This is a genomic window from Pandoraea sp. LA3, from assembly GCF_022696215.1.
In the GTDB taxonomy this organism is placed as follows: domain Bacteria; phylum Pseudomonadota; class Gammaproteobacteria; order Burkholderiales; family Burkholderiaceae; genus Pandoraea; species Pandoraea capi.
This window is the reverse complement of the sequence record NZ_PTPY01000031.1, coordinates 1-17,129: the sequence shown is the minus strand read 5'-3', so window position 1 is coordinate 17,129 and position 17,129 is coordinate 1. Positions and strand designations below refer to the sequence as shown.

General features: G+C 62.7%; 19 protein-coding genes. 15 read left to right on the top strand and 4 right to left on the bottom strand.

Annotated features, from left to right (window positions below; translation table 11 throughout):
• The first annotated feature begins 136 nt into the window (after positions 1 to 136).
• The 5 genes from C5N93_RS12100 to ftsB all read left to right on the top strand — a co-directional run bounded on the left by C5N93_RS12100 (position 137) and on the right by ftsB (position 4,882).
• On the top strand, positions 137 to 1,795 hold the full coding sequence (locus C5N93_RS12100; RefSeq protein ID WP_069341672.1) for a CTP synthase: 1,659 nt from the start codon (positions 137 to 139) through the stop codon (positions 1,793 to 1,795).
• Between the two features lie 32 nt (positions 1,796 to 1,827).
• Positions 1,828 to 2,682 (top strand): 3-deoxy-8-phosphooctulonate synthase, encoded by an 855-nt coding sequence (gene kdsA / locus C5N93_RS12095; RefSeq protein ID WP_069341671.1) that lies wholly within the window; start codon positions 1,828 to 1,830, stop codon positions 2,680 to 2,682.
• 153 nt (positions 2,683 to 2,835) lie between these two features.
• Positions 2,836 to 3,030: a hypothetical protein gene (locus C5N93_RS12090; RefSeq protein WP_069341670.1), complete on the top strand. Its 195-nt coding sequence runs from the start codon at positions 2,836 to 2,838 to the stop codon at positions 3,028 to 3,030.
• Between the two features lie 66 nt (positions 3,031 to 3,096).
• Entirely contained in the window at positions 3,097 to 4,380 is a 1,284-nt protein-coding gene (gene eno / locus C5N93_RS12085) for a phosphopyruvate hydratase (RefSeq protein WP_150721484.1), read from the top strand.
• Positions 4,381 to 4,456: 76 nt separating this feature from the next.
• Positions 4,457 to 4,882 carry a cell division protein FtsB gene (gene ftsB, locus C5N93_RS28315; RefSeq protein WP_150721485.1) on the top strand — a complete coding sequence of 142 codons (426 nt, stop codon included), beginning with the start codon at positions 4,457 to 4,459 and terminating at the stop codon, positions 4,880 to 4,882.
• Positions 4,883 to 5,136: 254 nt separating this feature from the next.
• On the opposite strand, the gene C5N93_RS12075 is transcribed toward ftsB, so the two are convergent.
• The 3 genes from C5N93_RS12075 to C5N93_RS12065 form a co-directional block, all read right to left on the bottom strand.
• Positions 5,137 to 5,640, bottom strand: a complete 504-nt coding sequence (locus C5N93_RS12075) for a hypothetical protein (RefSeq protein WP_242559449.1) — start codon at positions 5,638 to 5,640, stop codon at positions 5,137 to 5,139.
• Positions 5,641 to 5,796: 156 nt separating this feature from the next.
• Positions 5,797 to 6,732 (bottom strand): Hsp33 family molecular chaperone HslO, encoded by a 936-nt coding sequence (gene hslO / locus C5N93_RS12070; protein WP_242559448.1) that lies wholly within the window; start codon positions 6,730 to 6,732, stop codon positions 5,797 to 5,799.
• Between the two features lie 283 nt (positions 6,733 to 7,015).
• Positions 7,016 to 7,540, bottom strand: coding sequence for a gamma carbonic anhydrase family protein (locus C5N93_RS12065; RefSeq protein WP_242559447.1), 525 nt, complete (start codon positions 7,538 to 7,540; stop codon positions 7,016 to 7,018).
• Positions 7,541 to 7,589: 49 nt separating this feature from the next.
• Between C5N93_RS12065 and C5N93_RS12060 the strand changes: the two genes are divergently transcribed.
• From C5N93_RS12060 to C5N93_RS12015, 10 genes are all read left to right on the top strand, one after another.
• Positions 7,590 to 8,543 (top strand): ferritin-like domain-containing protein, encoded by a 954-nt coding sequence (locus C5N93_RS12060; protein ID WP_242559446.1) that lies wholly within the window; start codon positions 7,590 to 7,592, stop codon positions 8,541 to 8,543.
• A gap of 235 nt (positions 8,544 to 8,778) precedes the next feature.
• Positions 8,779 to 9,669, top strand: a complete 891-nt coding sequence (locus tag C5N93_RS12055) for an alpha/beta fold hydrolase (RefSeq protein WP_242559445.1) — start codon at positions 8,779 to 8,781, stop codon at positions 9,667 to 9,669.
• A gap of 219 nt (positions 9,670 to 9,888) precedes the next feature.
• Entirely contained in the window at positions 9,889 to 10,722 is an 834-nt protein-coding gene (locus C5N93_RS12050; RefSeq protein WP_242559444.1) for a 3',5'-nucleoside bisphosphate phosphatase, read from the top strand.
• Between the two features lie 12 nt (positions 10,723 to 10,734).
• Entirely contained in the window at positions 10,735 to 11,361 is a 627-nt protein-coding gene (locus C5N93_RS12045; protein ID WP_069341661.1) for an L-threonylcarbamoyladenylate synthase, read from the top strand.
• A 113-nt stretch (positions 11,362 to 11,474) separates the two neighbouring features.
• On the top strand, positions 11,475 to 12,140 hold the full coding sequence (locus C5N93_RS12040; RefSeq protein ID WP_242559443.1) for a site-2 protease family protein: 666 nt from the start codon (positions 11,475 to 11,477) through the stop codon (positions 12,138 to 12,140).
• Positions 12,141 to 12,165: 25 nt separating this feature from the next.
• On the top strand, positions 12,166 to 13,368 hold the full coding sequence (locus C5N93_RS12035; protein ID WP_069341659.1) for a tryptophan--tRNA ligase: 1,203 nt from the start codon (positions 12,166 to 12,168) through the stop codon (positions 13,366 to 13,368).
• Positions 13,365 to 13,964: a class I SAM-dependent methyltransferase gene (locus C5N93_RS12030; protein WP_242559442.1), complete on the top strand. Its 600-nt coding sequence runs from the start codon at positions 13,365 to 13,367 to the stop codon at positions 13,962 to 13,964. The genes C5N93_RS12035 and C5N93_RS12030 overlap by 4 nt, the downstream gene beginning before the upstream one ends.
• A gap of 42 nt (positions 13,965 to 14,006) precedes the next feature.
• The gene (gene dapA, locus C5N93_RS12025) at positions 14,007 to 14,924 is read left to right on the top strand and encodes a 4-hydroxy-tetrahydrodipicolinate synthase (protein ID WP_150721493.1); all 918 of its coding nucleotides are present in this window, start codon (positions 14,007 to 14,009) and stop codon (positions 14,922 to 14,924) included.
• A 50-nt stretch (positions 14,925 to 14,974) separates the two neighbouring features.
• Positions 14,975 to 16,117 carry an outer membrane protein assembly factor BamC gene (bamC, locus tag C5N93_RS12020; protein WP_242559441.1) on the top strand — a complete coding sequence of 381 codons (1,143 nt, stop codon included), beginning with the start codon at positions 14,975 to 14,977 and terminating at the stop codon, positions 16,115 to 16,117.
• Positions 16,118 to 16,125: 8 nt separating this feature from the next.
• Entirely contained in the window at positions 16,126 to 16,917 is a 792-nt protein-coding gene (locus C5N93_RS12015; RefSeq protein ID WP_150721495.1) for an MBL fold metallo-hydrolase, read from the top strand.
• A 101-nt stretch (positions 16,918 to 17,018) separates the two neighbouring features.
• On the opposite strand, the gene C5N93_RS12010 is transcribed toward C5N93_RS12015, so the two are convergent.
• Positions 17,019 to 17,129: integrase core domain-containing protein (locus tag C5N93_RS12010; RefSeq protein ID WP_242558265.1), on the bottom strand; the 111-nt coding region annotated here is incomplete at its 5' end.

Below are 17,129 nucleotides of genomic sequence, written 5' to 3'. Positions count from 1 at the left end.
GATATCGGGCCGGAGCGCGCCGGTCGTGATGGGACGCCGCGCACGATGCCTGTCAAGACCAAAATTTGCCGCGCCGGACCTCGAGGGCGGGGCTGCTTTCGGGTATAATCCGGCTTTCCCGCGAGCAATTACTGCGATGACCAAATTCGTTTTTGTCACGGGCGGCGTGGTTTCCTCTCTTGGTAAGGGAATTGCTGCCGCATCTCTGGCCGCGATTCTCGAATCGCGTGGCCTCAAAGTCACCCTCCTCAAGCTTGATCCCTACATCAACGTCGATCCGGGCACAATGAGCCCGTTCCAGCACGGCGAGGTGTTTGTCACCGAGGACGGTGCGGAAACCGACCTGGATCTGGGTCACTACGAGCGCTTCATCAGCGCGAAGATGCGTCGTGCGAACAACTTCACGACGGGCCAGATCTACGAGTCGGTGATCCGCAAGGAGCGCCGTGGCGAGTATCTCGGCAAGACCGTTCAGGTCATTCCGCACATCACCAATGAAATTCAGGCTTTCGTCGAGCGCGGTGCGCGTTCGACGTGGGACGGCCATCCCGACGTCGCCATCGTCGAAATCGGCGGTACCGTCGGTGACATCGAGTCGCTGCCTTTCCTTGAAGCTGCTCGTCAGATGAATCTGCGCCTGGGCCGCAACAGCGTGGCCTTCGTGCATCTGACGCTCGTGCCGTACATCGCGACGGCCGGTGAACTCAAGACCAAGCCGACGCAACACAGCGTGCAGAAGCTGCGCGAAATCGGTATCTCGCCGGACGTGCTGCTGTGCCGCGCCGATCGTCAGATCCCGGAAGACGAGTGCGCGAAGATTTCGCTGTTCGCGAATATTCCGCAGGATGCCGTGATCTCGGTGTGGGACGTCGACACGATCTACAAGATTCCGCAAATGCTGCACGACCAGGGCATGGACCGGATCATCTGCGAAGAACTGAAGATCGAAGCCAAGCCGGCCGACCTGTCCATGTGGACGCGTCTGGTGCACGCCGTCGAGAATCCGAAGCACGATGTCACGATCGGTATGGTCGGCAAGTATGTCGATCTGACCGAGTCGTACAAGTCGCTCATCGAAGCGCTGCGTCACGCTGCGATCCACACGGAAACGCGCGTGAACATCGAGTACATCGATTCCGAGCAGATCGAGAAGGACGGCACTGATGCGCTCAAGCATCTGGATGCCATTCTCGTGCCGGGCGGTTTCGGCCGTCGCGGCACGGAGGGCAAGATCAAGGCGATTCGTTACGCCCGCGAAAACCGTGTGCCGTATCTGGGCATCTGCCTCGGTATGCAACTGGCCGTGATCGAATTCGCGCGCGACGTTGCCAATCTGGCCGAAGCGAACAGCACGGAATTCGAGCCGTCGACGCCGCATCCGGTGGTCGCCCTCATCACTGAGTGGCAAGACCGTGACGGCAAGGTCGAACAACGTACGGAAGATTCGGATCTGGGCGGTACGATGCGCCTTGGTTCGCAACGTGTGCCGATCAAGACCGAAACGCTGGCTTCGCGCATTTACGGCGATACGGTGAACGAACGTCACCGCCATCGTTACGAAGTCAACAATCACTACGTGCCGCAGCTCGAAGCCGCTGGTCTGGTGATCTCGGCGCGTACGCCGACCGAGAACCTGCCGGAGATGATGGAGTTGCCGCAGCAGGTGCACCCGTGGTTCGTGGGCGTTCAGTTCCACCCCGAGTTCACCTCGACGCCGCGCGACGGCCATCCGCTCTTCAAGGCATACGTTGAAGCGGCGCTGGCAGGTCAGCAGGCGCGCAAGAAGGCCGCCTGAGACGCGCAGCGAGCGAGAGACAAGGAGTTCCCATGAAACTGTGCGGTTTCGATGTTGGCCTGGACAAGCCGTTTTTCCTGATCGCGGGTACCTGCGTCGTCGAATCGGAGCAAATGACGATCGACGTCGCGGGGCAGCTCAAGGAAATCACGAGCGCGCTCGGCATTCCGTTCATCTACAAGTCGTCGTTCGACAAGGCGAATCGTAGTTCGGGCAAGTCGTATCGCGGCCCTGGCCGTGAGCAGGGTCTGAAGATCCTCGAGGAAGTGCGTCGCCAGCTCGGCGTGCCGGTCCTCACGGACGTGCACACCGAAGAGGACGTGGCGGTCGCCGCGCCCATCGTCGACGTGCTCCAGACGCCGGCTTTCCTGTGCCGTCAGACCGATTTCATTCGTGCCTGCGCCCAGTCGGGCAAGCCGGTGAACATCAAGAAGGGGCAGTTTCTCGCGCCGCACGACATGATCAATGTCATCGACAAGGCCCGCGACGCTGCGCGCGAAGCCGGTCTGCCCGATGACGTGTTCATGGCTTGCGAGCGCGGCGTTTCGTTCGGCTACAACAATCTGGTCTCGGACATGCGCTCGCTGGCGATCATGCGCGAGACCGGTGCGCCGGTCGTGTTCGACGCCACGCACTCCGTGCAGTTGCCCGGCGGGCAGGGCACCAGCTCGGGCGGTCAGCGCGAGTTCGTGCCGGTGCTCTCGCGTGCTGCAGTGGCCGTGGGCGTGTCGGGCCTGTTCATGGAGACGCACCCGGATCCGGCCTGCGCACTCTCGGACGGTCCCAACGCCGTGCCGCTCGGCCGCATGCGCGAGCTGCTCACCACGCTCAAGACCATTGATGCGGCGGTGAAGCAGGGGCAGTTCCTGGAAAATAATTTCAACTGAAATGAGACACACCGTCCTGGGGCCACTATTTGTACGCCCACAGGACGGGTATAGCGGTCAGACGCCTTGGCAGCATGGCGTCGAGTCGTTAAGCTTGTCGCGCAGCGGTCGCGAGCGACCGCCGCAAGGGCGAGTCCCCGAGGAGATGCCCGCGTGCCGCACGCCGAGCGCACCGTCGACATCGATGTCATCCCACAGGCCGCCGTGCCTCATTTCGAGGCGCCGTTGTTCCCCCGTCTACGTACTGTCCAGCCGGTGCGCGCGCACGACGCGCAGCATCGCGATCCACGTCAGGATGCGGCGCGCTGCCGATTCACGTTCAGCGCCCGGCGTGGTAGCGGCAGGTGATCGGCAGGATCGCGGCGCGAAGCAGGTTCCCTTTAGCGTTTTTGTCTTATAGATACCGAGGAATACATGAGTGCAATCGTAGATATCATCGGGCGCGAAGTGCTGGACTCGCGCGGCAATCCGACGGTCGAGTGCGACGTGCTGCTGGAGTCGGGCGTGATGGGCCGCGCGGCAGTGCCGTCGGGCGCGTCGACCGGTTCGCGTGAAGCGATCGAACTGCGTGACGGCGACAAGTCGCGTTACCTCGGCAAGGGTGTGCAAAAGGCTGTCGAGCACATCAATACCGAAATTTCGGAAGCGATCATGGGCCTGGATGCTGCCGAACAGGCCTTCCTGGACAAGACCCTCATCGAACTCGACGGCACCGACAACAAGTCGCGCCTCGGCGCCAATGCCATGCTGGCTGTCTCGATGGCCGTTGCCAAGGCGGCTGCCGAAGAAGCCGGCCTGCCGCTGTATCGCTACTTCGGCGGTTCGGGCGCCATGCAAATGCCGGTGCCGATGATGAACATCGTCAACGGCGGCGCACACGCCAACAACAGCCTGGACATCCAGGAATTCATGGTGATGCCGGTCGGTCAGTCGAGCTTCCGTGAAGCACTGCGCTGCGGCACCGAAATCTTCCACGCACTCAAGTCGCTGATCGCCGAGAAGGGCTGGAGCACGGCCGTGGGCGACGAAGGCGGTTTTGCACCGAACTTCGAATCGAACGAACAGTGCCTCGCGACCATTCAGGAAGCCGTCGAAAAGGCCGGCTACCGCCTGGGCGACGACGTGCTGCTCGCGCTGGACTGCGCGTCGACCGAGTTTTACAAGAACGGCAAGTACGAACTGGCCGGTGAAGGCCTGTCGCTGAGCTCGGAAGAGTTCGCCGACTACCTCGCCAACCTGTGCGACAAGTTCCCGATCGTCTCGATCGAAGACGGTATGTCGGAAGACGACTGGGCCGGCTGGAAAATCCTGACGGACAAGCTGGGCAAGAAGGTGCAACTGGTCGGCGACGACCTGTTCGTCACCAACACGAAGATCCTGAAGCAAGGTATCGAGCAAGGCGTGGCCAACTCGATCCTCATCAAGATCAACCAGATCGGTACCCTGACCGAGACGTTCGCCGCCATCGAAATGGCCAAGCGCGCCGGCTACACGGCCGTGGTCTCGCACCGTTCGGGCGAAACCGAAGACTCGACGATCGCCGATATCGCCGTGGGCACCAACGCCGGTCAGATCAAGACCGGTTCGCTCTCGCGTAGCGACCGTATCGCCAAGTACAACCAGTTGCTTCGTATCGAAGAAGATCTCGGCGATATCGCTTCGTATCCGGGCAAGGAAACGTTCTACAATCTGCGCTAATTCCGTTTCCCCGGGAAGTTGATTTGCGACTCAGGTTGTTGCGGCCCGCTTCCCGGAATTCTTGCCAGGCGAAAGCATGCGAATGGTGACCTTGGTACTGGTGCTGCTCTTGGTAGTCATCCAGTATCCGCTCTGGTTCGGCCACGGTGGCTGGTTGTACGTGCACGAACTGCGCGACGAATTGAGCGCCGAACAGCAGAAGAACGAGCAGTTGAAAGAACGTAACGATCGTCTGGCCGGCGAAGTGCAGGACTTGCAGGACGGCACGGCAGCGATCGAAGAGCGCGCTCGTTTCGAACTGGGGATGGTCAAGGATGGCGAATTGTTCGTGCAATTCGTCGGTGCAGAGGGGGCGAGTGCGCCGCAGGGCGCTTCCGGTGCCGATGCGCCGCTAGTGTCCTCGACCGAACCGGCGCACAAGACCGTCGCGTCTGCGCCGCCACCGCCGCCGTCGCAAACGAAGAGCAAGGCGCAGTCAGCTCACAAGGCGCAGCACCACTGATCGTCGTTGACTGTTGTTCGAGACGGTCCGCAATCGCGGGTGATCCGTTGCCGATGTCATGCAGGACAAGAATGGCGTGCCTTCCCAGAGGGCAATCGCCCGCCATTCAGCCAGAACGAAAATGCCGCTTCGATGTAAATCGACGCGGCATTTTTTATGGGGTGCTAGCGGCGCAGATCCGAGCGTGTCGGCGTCACAGGTCAGGTCTTGCCGTTCTTCGCTTGCGACACGGCGCCGTCACGTCATGCGATCCCTCAGAAGCCGACGCTCACCCCGACAGACGAGCGAGGGCCGCCGTACCAGCCAGGGCCGTACCAGCCCGGCCCGTACCAGCCGGGGCTTCCCCAGCCGCCATAGAAGTAGGCATTGCTGTTGTAGCTGCGAAGGGCGTCCTCGTACGCGCGTTGAGCACGCTCGCGCTCGATGGCGGTTTCCTGTTCGTCGTAGATGCGCTTGTTCAGGCGCGTGAGATCCTGCTTCTGGGTGTCGGTCATGGCGCCCGGTGCCGTGTTTTGCCCGTCCTGTGACGGTGGCAGGCGTGCGACCGGTGCGTCTGGCGGAGGCAACTGCAACTGGGCGCATCCGGCAGCGAGCGTTAGCGCGAAGAGGCTGAACACGCCTGCCAGCGATCGCATTGGACGGCCCCACGCGGCGCCGCGACGCACCGCCGGTGAGGCGTTATCGTGGCTCGGAAGTGCAATCGCCTGGACGGCGTGAGTCGTGGGGGCGGCGGCAGGATTGGCAGCAATTCGGGGCATGGTGCGATAACCCGTAAAGCCCGTAGCAGGGCAGCAGTAGCGTCAGGCAGTGGTGGCAGACGCAGCGCCGACGCGCGGCATCTCACCGGATGCCAACTGAGAGTCATCGGCGCGCCGGACGGTTCCGTGCGCCGATGATTTCCCAACGATCCGATATCAATGCTGGCCTGCCGGTGCAGCGTGCGATTGTTCGGTGAAGAGTTGCGCCGCATCGACCTTGTCGAAGTGATATGTCTGGCGGCAGAACTCGCACGCCACTTCCACGTTCGGACGCTCGTCGAATACGCTCATGACTTCCGCTTCGCCCAGCGTGCGCAGCATATTGGCGACGCGTTCACGCGAGCAGGTGCAGCGAAACGCCGTCGGCAGCGGGTCGAAGACGCGCACCGTTTCTTCCCAGAACAGGCGATGCAGCATCGTTTCACGGTCGGTGCTCAGCATTTCGTCGCGCTTGAGCGTGTTGGCCAGTTGGCAAACGCGATTCCACGTGTCCTCATCTTCTTCGGGCGCGTGTTCGGCGCCGCTACCCGCCGTGCCGCCGTGGCCCGGGAGCTTTTGCAGCAGGATACCCACGGCGTGGTTGTCGTCCGAGGCCAGCCACAGGCGCGTGTCCAACTGCTCCGAATGGTGCATGTAGTGTTCAAGGACCGACGCCATGTCGGGCAGCGGACCATGCTCGTCCGAGAGCGGTACCACCCCTTGATACGGCTGCTGACCCGGCTGCTTGACGCGGGGATCGAGCGTGATGGCGAAGTGTGCACGGCCGTTGACGTTGAGGAGCGACTTGAGCGTGCCGTCTTCGGGGATCTCGCCGCTGTACTTGGCCGTGGCGCGCATGGTGAGGTCGGCGTTGCATTCGACGACGACCATGCTGACGGGGCCGTCACCCTTCAATTGCAGGATCAACGCGCCATCGAACTTGACGTTGGCGGTGAGCAGTGCGGCGGCGGCCATCATTTCGCCAAGCAAATGGCGTACGGCCACCGGGTAGTCGTGACGATCCAGCACGGCGCGCCAGGTGGCGTCGAGGCTGACATACTCGCCGCGCACGGGGGCGGCGTCGAACATGAATTTCTGAAGTTGGTCGGACACGGTCGAATTCCTGAAAAATGCGGCAACGGCGGTCGGTGTGGCAGGCGATCCGGCAAGGCGGGGGGCGCAAGATGTGCGGTGAGTCCGATTTGCACGTTTTACGCACGAAAATCAGACAATTCGCTCGTCTTGCACGCATTCCTGCGAGCCCGGCATGGCACACAAGCCGAAGTTTGGCGCGTCAATGCTGCAATATCTGGGGGCGCGCGCCGCATTTTCAACACACCGGCAGCGACGTTCCGCACGCCGGACGACTGGCGTGCAACGCTTGCCGGTCGTGCGTTCAGCCGATGCGCACCAGCTGTTCCTTGAATACCTGCCGGCGCGTTGCATACGTGTCGGCGTTGCGCTTGAGGGTGGCGACTTCTTCGTCCGTCAGTTCGCGCACGACCTTGGCCGGCACGCCGAGGATCAGCGAGCGGTCCGGAAACGTCTTGCGTTCGGTCACCAGCGCGCCGGCGCCCACGAGGCTGTCGCGGCCGATGACCGCGCCGTTGAGCAGCACCGCCTGAATGCCGATCAGCGAATTCTCGCCGACCGTGCAGCCGTGCAGCATGGCCTGATGGCCGATGCTCACGCCGTTGGCCAGCGTCAGCGGATAACCCGGGTCGGCATGCAGCACCGCGCCTTCCTGCACATTGGTGCCGGTGCCGACCTTGATCGGCTCGTTGTCGCCGCGAATCGCCACCCCCGGCCACACGCTGCTGTTCTCGGCGAGAACCACGTCGCCAATGATGGTGGCAGTGTCGGCCACGAAAGCACTCTCGTGGATCTGCGGGGTCTTGTCTCCAAGTTTATAGATCGGCATAGCGGCTTTGGTTCGCGGTTAAAATCGACGAAACCGCTATTGTAACGTCATGGTCGATTTCACTCCTACGCCCGGCGCCGAACCTGGCCTTCGCAGCATCGCCGTCGGCGAGCCTTCCCACGCTTCCCCCGCCGACGTATCTGATGCCTGCGACGCATCCGGCACGTCAACCGTCTTCCCGTCCTGTGCACGGGCGCGCGCGCTCGAGTTGCTGCGCGTTTGCGATCCGTACGAGAAAGCTGCAGGCGTCACGGCGCTTCGAGACGCGGTGCGTGGCGGCGGTGCATTCTGGTATCCGGCACGCCGGTTTGCGCTGGCAGCCGACGGCGGGGCGGACGAGGGGATTCCGGGGCGTCCTGCGGCGCCGGCGCTGGTATCTGCGCGCGAGTTGAAGCAGCGCGCCGTGACGACCGTAGAAGGGCGCGCCGCCTTGCTGCACGCGCTCGCGCACATCGAATTCAATGCGATCAATCTGGCGCTCGACGCCTTGTGGCGTTTCGATGCGCTGCCCGCCGAGTACTACGACGACTGGCTTCAGGTCGCGGCGGAAGAGGCCTACCACTTCTCGTTACTGGCCGCGCATCTGAAGACGCTGGGCGACACGTACGTCTACGGGTGTTTTCCCGCGCACGATGGTCTCTGGGACATGGCGCGTCGCACGTCCGGCGACTGGCTGGCCCGTCTCGCCCTCGTACCGCGCACGCTGGAGGCACGCGGGCTCGACGCCAGCCCGCCCATCAAGGCGAAGCTCTCCAGTGCAGGCGACAAGGCGGGAGCGGCCATTCTCGATATCATCCTGCGTGACGAAATCGGCCATGTGGCCATCGGCAATCGCTGGTACCGCTGGGGCTGCGAGCGCGCCGGGTGCGAGCCCGTCGAGACCTATGCCCGGCTGGCGACCCAGTACGGTGCGCCACGTCTTAGGGGGCCGTTCAATCTCGAGGCGCGCCGGGCGGCGGGTTTCGACGACGCCGAACTGGCCGCGCTTCAGGCGGGGGAATGACGGTGGCCCAATCGGGCTGACACCGTTGGCTGGGCGTCCATGCGTCTGGGGCCCTTCCGTCGACGTGATGTTGTCGACGTACGGACGTAGGGATGCATCAGGCACAACGCGAGCGACGAGTCGCCGCCGTCCTCGCAGGGGCGCATCCGTTTTTGACGCGGCTACCGGGGTGTCGACAGCGACCGATATACTCGACGTTCCTCAATCGTTCAGATCTTCATCGTCTGCCCGCATCATGATCGATTCCCGATCCGAGTTCCTGACGGTGCGCGGCCTGCGCCACCATGTCCGCCAGTGGGGCACGCCCGGCGCACCGAAACTGTTTGCCCTCCATGGCTGGATGGATGTGTCGGCCTCGTTCCACTTCGTTGCGCAGACGCTCGCCCAACGCTGGCATGTGCTCGCGCCGGACTGGCGGGGCTTCGGCCTCACCGACTGGCCAGTCGCGGACGGGCGCGCAGGCAGCTACTGGTTCCCGGACTATCTCGCCGATCTCGACGCCTTGCTTGACGTCTACACGGAGCCCGGTGAAGCCATCAACCTGATCGGCCACAGCATGGGCGGCAACGCCGCGTGCCTGTACGCAGGCGTGCGGCCGGCGCGTGTGCGACGTCTCGTGAATCTGGAGGGCTTCGGCCTGCCACCTTCGTCGCCGACAGCGGCGATCCGTCAACTCAGCCGCTGGCTTGACGACATTCAGACGGTGCCGACGCTGCGCCCGTATGCATCGCTCGCCGACGTGGCGGCGCGCCTGCGCAAGACGAACCCGCGCCTCGCGCCCGAGCGGGCGGAATGGCTGGCGCAGCGCTGGGCCCGTCAGGAGCGCGACGGGCAATGGCATTTGCTTGCCGATGCCGCGCACAAGATCGCGAATCCCTATCCCTATCGGCTGGACGAAGCGATGGCGGTCTGGGGTAACGTAAGCGCCCCCGTCCTGAACGTCGAAGCCACGGATTCGGATGTGCTCCAGCATTTCGCCGGGGCGCAGGGTAAGGAGGTCTTCCGCGAGCGTTTCGAGGTCTTTCCGAATTTGACGCAAGCGTTCGTTGCCGATGCCGGTCATATGCTGCATCACGATCAGCCGGAAGCCGTCGCACGCCTCATCGATGAGTTTTGCCGCGATTGATCGGCAAGTGCTGTGAAGGGCTGCGAAGCGTGGGGGAGTGCCGCGCCCGTCAGTTGATTGCGAGGCGAGCCTTGGTGTGAGGCGGGGCCGTCAACGCAGGCAACTCGCGTCGCGTGCACTTGAGCGGTAGAATGAAGGCGTCATTACCACGTCATACGCCGGTGTCGGACGGGCCAGAAGTCTTTGCGATGCCACGGCACCCTCACCCGGCGGCTCATCATGCTCAACGCGGATCTTCATTGTCATTCCAAGGTGTCGGACGGCACGCTGTCGCCGTCCGAAGTGGCGCAGGTCGCTTTCGAGGCCGGCGTCGACCTATGGGCGCTGACGGATCACGACGAGATCGGCGGGCAACGCGAAGCACGTGCGGCGGCCGAAGCGCTGGGCATGCGCTATGTCGGCGGCGTCGAGATTTCGATTACGTGGGCGAACCGCACGGTGCACATCGTCGGATTGAATATCGATCCCGATAATCCCACGCTGATCGATGGCCTCGCGGCAACGCGCGGCGGCCGGGCAGCGCGGGCGCAACTGATGAGCGAGCAGTTGGCCGCGGCCGGTATCCCCGGGGCCTATGAAGGGGCGTTGCGCTTTGTCGGCAATCCCGACTTGATTTCTCGTACGCACTTCGCACGGTTTCTGGTGGACATCGGCAAATGCGCGTCGGTCTCCGACGTGTTTGCGAAGTACCTTTCGGAAGGCCGTCCCGGTTATGTGCCGCATCGATGGGCTACGCTCGAAGAATCCGTCAAGTGGATTCGGGGCGCGGGCGGCATTGCGGTCGTGGCGCACCCGGGCCGGTATAAGTTCACGCCGCTCGAATTCGGGGCGTTGTTCGATCAGTTCCGTGATCTGGGTGGCGAAGCCATCGAAGTGGTCACCGGCAGTCATACGCCGGATCAGTACCGAGAGTATGCCGATGTCGCGCGTCAATACGGTTTTCTGGCCTCGCGCGGCTCGGATTTCCATGGACCGACCGAGAGCCGCGCGCTGCTCGGCAAGTTGCCTGCGTTGCCCGACGATCTCACACCGGTCTGGGGCCGCTGGCAGTAACTCTCCGACAACATGTCGCAATTCTTCCAGATTCACCCGGAAAATCCTCAGTCACGTCTCATCAAGCAAGCCGTACAGATTATCGACAAGGGCGGCATCGTGGCGCTGCCGACCGATTCGAGCTATGCGATCGCTTGTCACATCGACGACAAGCATGCCGTAGAGCGCTTGCGTCGCATTCGCGGGCTCGACGAGAAGCAGATGCTCTCGTTGCTCGTGCGCGATCTGTCCGAGCTGGCTGAGTTCGCCATCGTCGACAACCGGCAGTACCGGCTGATCAAGGCCACGACGCCGGGGCCGTACGTCTTCATTCTCGAAGCGACGAAAGAAGTGCCGCGACGCCTCTCGCATCCGTCGCGAAAGACGATCGGTCTGCGCGTGCCGGAGCACGCGATCACGCTGGCGTTGCTTGAAGAACTCGGGCAGCCGTTATTGGCCACGACGTTGATTCTGCCGGATGAAACCGAGCCGCTGAACGACCCGGAGGAGATTCGCGAGCGGCTCGAAAAGCAGCTGGATCTCGTGATCGACGGCGGTGCGTGTCCCAAGGAGCCGTCGACGGTGGTCGATCTGACAGTGACGCCGCCGGAAGTGCTGCGTCGCGGTCGCGGATCGCTGGCGCCGTTCGGACTGTCCTGAACCCATTGGGCGCGGGGAATGGTACGCGGCGCATGCCCGCCTTCGCGGGCGCCCGAATCTTTGTAAGGGAGGGTAATACTGGCGTGCAGGTCTGCTTGTTACAATAGCCGGCTATGAATGCTGACCTGATCCAGACCATTGCGGTCTACGCGCTCCCCGTCCTCTTTGCGATTACGTTGCACGAGGCCGCCCACGGCTATGTCGCGAAGCACTTCGGCGATCCCACTGCGTTCCTGATGGGACGCGTGACGCTCAATCCCCTCAAGCACATCGACCCGATCGGCACGATTCTCGTGCCGTTGGCGCTCTATTTCATGACCAGCGGCGCATTCCTGTTCGGCTACGCCAAACCGGTGCCCGTGGCGTTCGGCAGCTTGCGTAATCCGCGCGTCGACACGATCTGGGTCGCGCTGGCCGGGCCGCTCTGCAACTTCGTGCAAGCGATTCTCTGGGCCGTGGTTGGGGTCGGGCTGCAAATCGCGGGCGTTCGCGAGCCGTTCTTCATGATGATGGCGCAGGCCGGTCTCGTGGTGAACCTCGTGATGTGCATGTTCAACCTGTTCCCGGTGCCGCCGCTCGATGGCGGACGCGTGCTGGTGTCGCTGCTGCCGGCGCGCGCAGCCTATACGCTTTCGCGCGTAGAACCCTACGGCTTTTTCATCGTGATGGCGCTGGTCGTCAGCGGTGTGCTTGGCCGTATGTGGCTCTGGCCGCTGATCCAGTGGGGGCGTGACGTGATCGTCTGGATGCTCACGCCGTTGCTGTCGCTGGTTTCCTGAAGTTTTTGCACACTATAACTAGACCATGTACCCCGAACGCGTTTTCTCCGGCATGCGACCGACCGGTCGTTTGCATCTGGGCCATTATCACGGCGTGCTCAAGAACTGGATTCAGCTCCAGTCGGAGTATCCGTGCTACTTCTGCGTGGTCGACTGGCATGCCCTCACCACGCATTACGAAACGCCGGAAGTCATCGAGCAGAACGTATGGGACGTACTGATCGACTGGCTGGCCGCAGGGATCGATCCGAATCAGGCCACGCTCTTCATCCAGAGCAAGGTGCCTGAGCATGCCGAACTGGCGTTGCTCATCGGCATGAGCACGCCGCTGGGCTGGCTCGAACGTGTGCCGACGTACAAGGAACAGATCGAGAAGCTCAAGGAAAAGGATCTGTCGACGTACGGCTTCCTGGGTTATCCGGTGCTCATGGCCGCCGACATTCTGCTGTATCGCGCGTTGCATGTGCCGGTGGGCGAGGATCAGGTGCCGCACGTTGAAATGACGCGCGAGATCGCACGCCGCTTCAACTATCTCTACGGCCGCGAAGCGGGTTTCGAAGAGAAGGCGCTGGCGGCCGCGCGCAAGCTCGGCGGCAAGCGCTCCAAGCTCTATCTGGAATTGCGTAACGCGTATCAGGAGAAGGGCGATGACGAAGCGCTCGAACAGGCGCGCGCTATGCTCTCCGAGTCGCAATCGCTGTCGATGGGGGATCGTGAGCGTCTCTTCGGTTACCTCGAAGGCGCGCGCAAGCTGATTCTGGTCGAGCCGCAGGCGCTGCTCACGCCAGCCTCGCGCATGCCCGGCCTCGACGGCCAGAAGATGTCGAAGTCCTATAACAACACCATTGGTCTGCGCGAAGACGCCGAATCGATCACCAAAAAGGTGCGCACCATGCCGACGGATCCGGCGCGCGTGCGTCGTACCGATGCGGGCGACCCCGACAAGTGCCCGGTGTGGCAACTGCACCAGGTCTACAGCGATGACGATACGCGTGAGTGGGTCCAGGCCGGGTGCCGCAGCGCTGGTATCGGTTGCATCGAATGCAAGCAGCCGGTCATCGAAGGCATTTTGCGCGAGCAACAACCGATGCTCGAACGCGCGCAGAAGTACATGGACGATCCGTCGCTGCTGCGCGCCATTGTGGCCGACGGCTGCGAGAAGGCCCGTAAATCGGCGCAGGAAATCATGCGCGATGTGCGTGAGGCCATGGGGCTTCAGTACTCATGACGGGCGTTGTCGTCCCTGATGTGATGCACGGCATCGGCGCTCCGTCGCCGTGGCTGGTGCGTTGGGCGCATCTGATTGCTCCGGGTGCCCGTGCGCTCGATGTGGCGTGCGGGCATGGGCGTCACTCACGCTGGCTCGCATCGCGCGGCGTGAACGTCACCGCAATCGATCGTGACGAGGCGGCGCTTGCCACGATGTCAACGCTGGCGGGCGTCACGACGGTGTCTACGGACCTGGAAGGGGCTCCGTGGCCGTTACCTGCGGACGCGACGTTCGACGCCGTCATCGTCACAAATTATCTCCACCGACCGCTGCTCGCGCGTATTGCGGCAAGCGTGGCGCCGGGAGGTGTCCTGATTTACGAAACCTTTGCCCAAGGAAACGAAAGGTACGGGAAACCGTCCAATCCGCTGTTCCTGCTGGCGCCGGGCGAGTTGCTCGACGTGGCACGTGAGGCGGGGCTGCGGGTTGCGGGTTTCGAAGATGTCACGTTGCCGGCGCCGCGCGCGGCGTGTGTGCAGCGGCTGTGTGCGACGCGTGCGTCCACCCCCGGGGAAAACCCCGGGACTGCCGCGCTGTACGAGGCGACAGCGTAATCCGCTACAATCCACCCTTATCGCTGAATTGTTCGATCAAACATGACTACCCAAACTCCGATTCAAGGCAGTATCGTCGCGATTGTCACGCCGATGGCAGAGGACGGCAGCCTTGACCGTGAAGCACTGCGTAACCTGATCAACTGGCACGTCGACGAAGGCACGGACGGTATCGTCATCGTCGGCACGTCGGGCGAATCGCCGACGGTCAACGTCGAAGAGCACTGCGAACTCATCGAGATCGCGGTCAAGCAAACGGCGGAAGCCGGCCAGTCGCGCGGCCGCAAGGTGCACGTGATTGCCGGCACCGGCGGGAATTCGACGGCAGAGGCCATCGAGCTGACCAAGCATGCAAAGAAGGTCGGCGCCGACGCTTCGTTGCAAGTCGTGCCTTACTACAACAAGCCGACGCAGGAAGGCCAGTACCAACACTTCCGCGCCATTGCCGAAGCCGGTGAGCTTCCGGTCATCCTCTATAATGTGCCCGGCCGTACCGTGGCGGATGCCAGCAACGAAACGCTGCTGCGTCTGGCCGAAGTGCCCGGCATCATCGGCGTGAAAGACGCCACGGGCAACCTGGATCGTGGCATCGACCTGATCCGGCGCGCTCCGAAGAGCTTCGCCGTGTATAGCGGCGACGACCTGACGGCTGTTGCGCTCATGCTCATGGGCGGTCAGGGTAATATCTCGGTCACCGCCAACGTGGCACCGCGTGCGATGCACGAGTTGTGCGCGGCGGCGCTGGCTGGTGATGTGGCCAAGGCACGTGAATTGCAGTTCAAGTTGTTCGAACTGCATCGCGCCATGTTCGTCGAAGCCAATCCGATCCCCGTGAAATGGGCGCTGCAAAAGATGGGCATGATCGCGTCGGGCATCCGCCTGCCGCTCACGCCGCTGGCGCAACCGTATCAGGACACGGTGCTCAAAGCCCTCAAGTCGGCCAACATTGCTGTTGCTTAAGCTGTCGTTCAGGCACCCGGGTTCGATTGCCCACCCTTTTTTTGCGACTCATGAAACGAATCGTCAGTAATTCCGTAGCTCGTCCCGTGCTGGCATGGGCCGCTATTGCCTCGTTGGCCCTCGTTGCCGGTTGTAGCTCCCTGTCGAGCGCTCTGTCGTCCGACAAGGTCGACTACAAGAGCTCGAAGACCGGCCCCTCGCTCGACGTTCCGCCGGATCTGACGAACGTACAGGCTACCGACCGCAAGTATGTGAGCCCGGGCGGCACCGCCACGCTGTCGAACTACGAGAGTCAGCAGAAGGTCGTCGCTGCCAATCCGACCGACACGGTGCTGCCGGATGTGCCGGGCATGAAGGTCGTGCGCGATGGCAACGAGCGTTGGCTCGTGATTCAGAAGCCGGCCGGCGATCTGTGGCCGACGCTGCGCGAATTCTGGCAGGAAAACGGTTTCGTGCTGACCATCGATTCGTCGGATACCGGCGTGATGGAAACCGATTGGGCCGAGAACCGCGCCAAGCTGAATCAGGACATCATCCGCGACTTGCTCGGCAAGGTGCTCGATGGTCTGTACTCGACCGGCGAACGCGATCGTTTCCGTACGCGTGTCGAGCGTGACCCGAACGGCGGCACGGACATCTACATTACGCATCGTCGCATGGTGGAAGTGTTCACGAATTCGCAGAAGGACACGACCAAGTGGGAGCCGGCACCGAACGATCCGGGCCTCGAAGCGATCATGCTGACCAAGCTGATGCAGCGCTTCGGTGCGCAGGCCGATCAGGCCAAGGCCCAGGTTGAGAACGCGAAGGCCAGTGGTCCGTCGGCGCAGGTCGTGAAGACGGCAGACGCCGCCTACCTCGACATCAACGAGCCGTTCGATCGTGCATGGCGCCGTGTGGGCGTGGCGCTCGACCGTGGCAACTTCACGGTGGACGACCGCGATCGCGCGAAGGGCCTGTACTTCGTGAGCTATGTCGATCCGGCATCGCTGGCGAAAGACAACGGGTTCTTCTACAGCCTGTTCCATGCGAAGGAAGTGCAGGATCAGAAGAAGGCTAAGAAGTACAGCGTCAACGTACAAGGTCGTGGCGACAGCCAGACGCGTGTGCAGGTGCTCGACGACAAGGGTAACGTCGATAACTCGCAGATCGCGCAAACGATCATCAGCGTGATCGGCAACCAGCTCCGTTAAGGCGGGGCGTGCGGTTCGCCAGTCTAGGCAGCGGCAGCGAAGGTAATGCCCTGCTGGTGGAGGCGTCGGAAGGCGCCTCCACGACACGCATTCTTCTCGATTGCGGTTTCTCGATGCGAGAGGTCGAGCGTCGCCTGGCGGCGCGCTCGGTCGACGTGGCGTCGCTCGATGCCATCGTCATCACGCATGAACACGCCGATCACATCGGTAGTGCACTCTCCCTCACTCGCAAGTATCGAATCCCGCTCATCATGAGCTGGGGAACGGGGCAGGCCGTCAAGGTCGGCGCTACGCTCAAGGGCGAGGGCGACGACGCGCTCGTGCGCTGGTGTCGCTCCGATGAGCGGCTGGCTGTCGGCAACCTCGAGCTGCATCCCTATACCGTGCCCCACGACGCTCGCGAGCCTTTGCAGTTCGTGTTTTCCGATGGCGCGCGGCGTCTTGGCGTGCTCACGGATGCCGGGTGTCCGACGGCGCATCTGATTGCCACGCTCGGCGGTTGTGATGCGTTGGTGCTCGAATGCAATCACGATCGCGAGATGCTGGCGAACAGCAAGTACCCGCCGTCACTCAAGGCGCGTATCGGTGGCACGTATGGCCATCTGGCGAACGATGCGGCTGCGCAAATTCTCGGGGCCATCGACCGCGCGAAGCTTCAGCGTGTCATCTGTGCGCATCTGAGCGAACAGAACAACACGCCTGATCTGGCGATGGCAGCGATGTCGGCGGTGATCGGCGCGGAGGCGACGGAGATCCTGGTCGCTACGCAGGCGGGGGGATTTGACTGGTTGACGTGCTAATGCTGTGCGACCGCTCTGACGAGGGAGTTTGCCGCCAGTGCTGTGCGGTGTCTGCAAAACGTACATGTCAAGTCCTGAAATAGGTTGACAGAAAAAGTCATTCAAAACGCCCGATGCACCGCATCGGGCGTTTTGTATTTCAGGGCCGCATGAGGTCGTTCGTGATTGTAGATGTGCACGGACTGTCTCACCATTTTGACGGCTTGCTTGAG

Bases quoted from the DNA above. Each gene is read 5' to 3' on its own strand.
- C5N93_RS12100 (WP_069341672.1), top strand. From the start codon at position 137: ATGACCAAATTCGTTTTTGTCACGGGCGGCGTGGTTTCCTCTCTTGGT.
- C5N93_RS12055 (WP_242559445.1), top strand. From the start codon at position 8,779: ATGATCGATTCCCGATCCGAGTTCCTGACGGTGCGCGGCCTGCGCCAC.
- C5N93_RS12060 (WP_242559446.1), top strand. From the start codon at position 7,590: ATGGTCGATTTCACTCCTACGCCCGGCGCCGAACCTGGCCTTCGCAGC.
- C5N93_RS12075 (WP_242559449.1), bottom strand. From the start codon at position 5,640: ATGCCCCGAATTGCTGCCAATCCTGCCGCCGCCCCCACGACTCACGCC.
- eno (WP_150721484.1), top strand. From the start codon at position 3,097: ATGAGTGCAATCGTAGATATCATCGGGCGCGAAGTGCTGGACTCGCGC.
- ftsB (WP_150721485.1), top strand. From the start codon at position 4,457: ATGCGAATGGTGACCTTGGTACTGGTGCTGCTCTTGGTAGTCATCCAG.
- C5N93_RS12050 (WP_242559444.1), top strand. From the start codon at position 9,889: ATGCTCAACGCGGATCTTCATTGTCATTCCAAGGTGTCGGACGGCACG.
- C5N93_RS12045 (WP_069341661.1), top strand. From the start codon at position 10,735: ATGTCGCAATTCTTCCAGATTCACCCGGAAAATCCTCAGTCACGTCTC.
- C5N93_RS12035 (WP_069341659.1), top strand. From the start codon at position 12,166: ATGTACCCCGAACGCGTTTTCTCCGGCATGCGACCGACCGGTCGTTTG.
- kdsA (WP_069341671.1), top strand. From the start codon at position 1,828: ATGAAACTGTGCGGTTTCGATGTTGGCCTGGACAAGCCGTTTTTCCTG.
- dapA (WP_150721493.1), top strand. From the start codon at position 14,007: ATGACTACCCAAACTCCGATTCAAGGCAGTATCGTCGCGATTGTCACG.
- C5N93_RS12040 (WP_242559443.1), top strand. From the start codon at position 11,475: ATGAATGCTGACCTGATCCAGACCATTGCGGTCTACGCGCTCCCCGTC.
- bamC (WP_242559441.1), top strand. From the start codon at position 14,975: ATGAAACGAATCGTCAGTAATTCCGTAGCTCGTCCCGTGCTGGCATGG.
- C5N93_RS12030 (WP_242559442.1), top strand. From the start codon at position 13,365: ATGACGGGCGTTGTCGTCCCTGATGTGATGCACGGCATCGGCGCTCCG.
- C5N93_RS12065 (WP_242559447.1), bottom strand. From the start codon at position 7,540: ATGCCGATCTATAAACTTGGAGACAAGACCCCGCAGATCCACGAGAGT.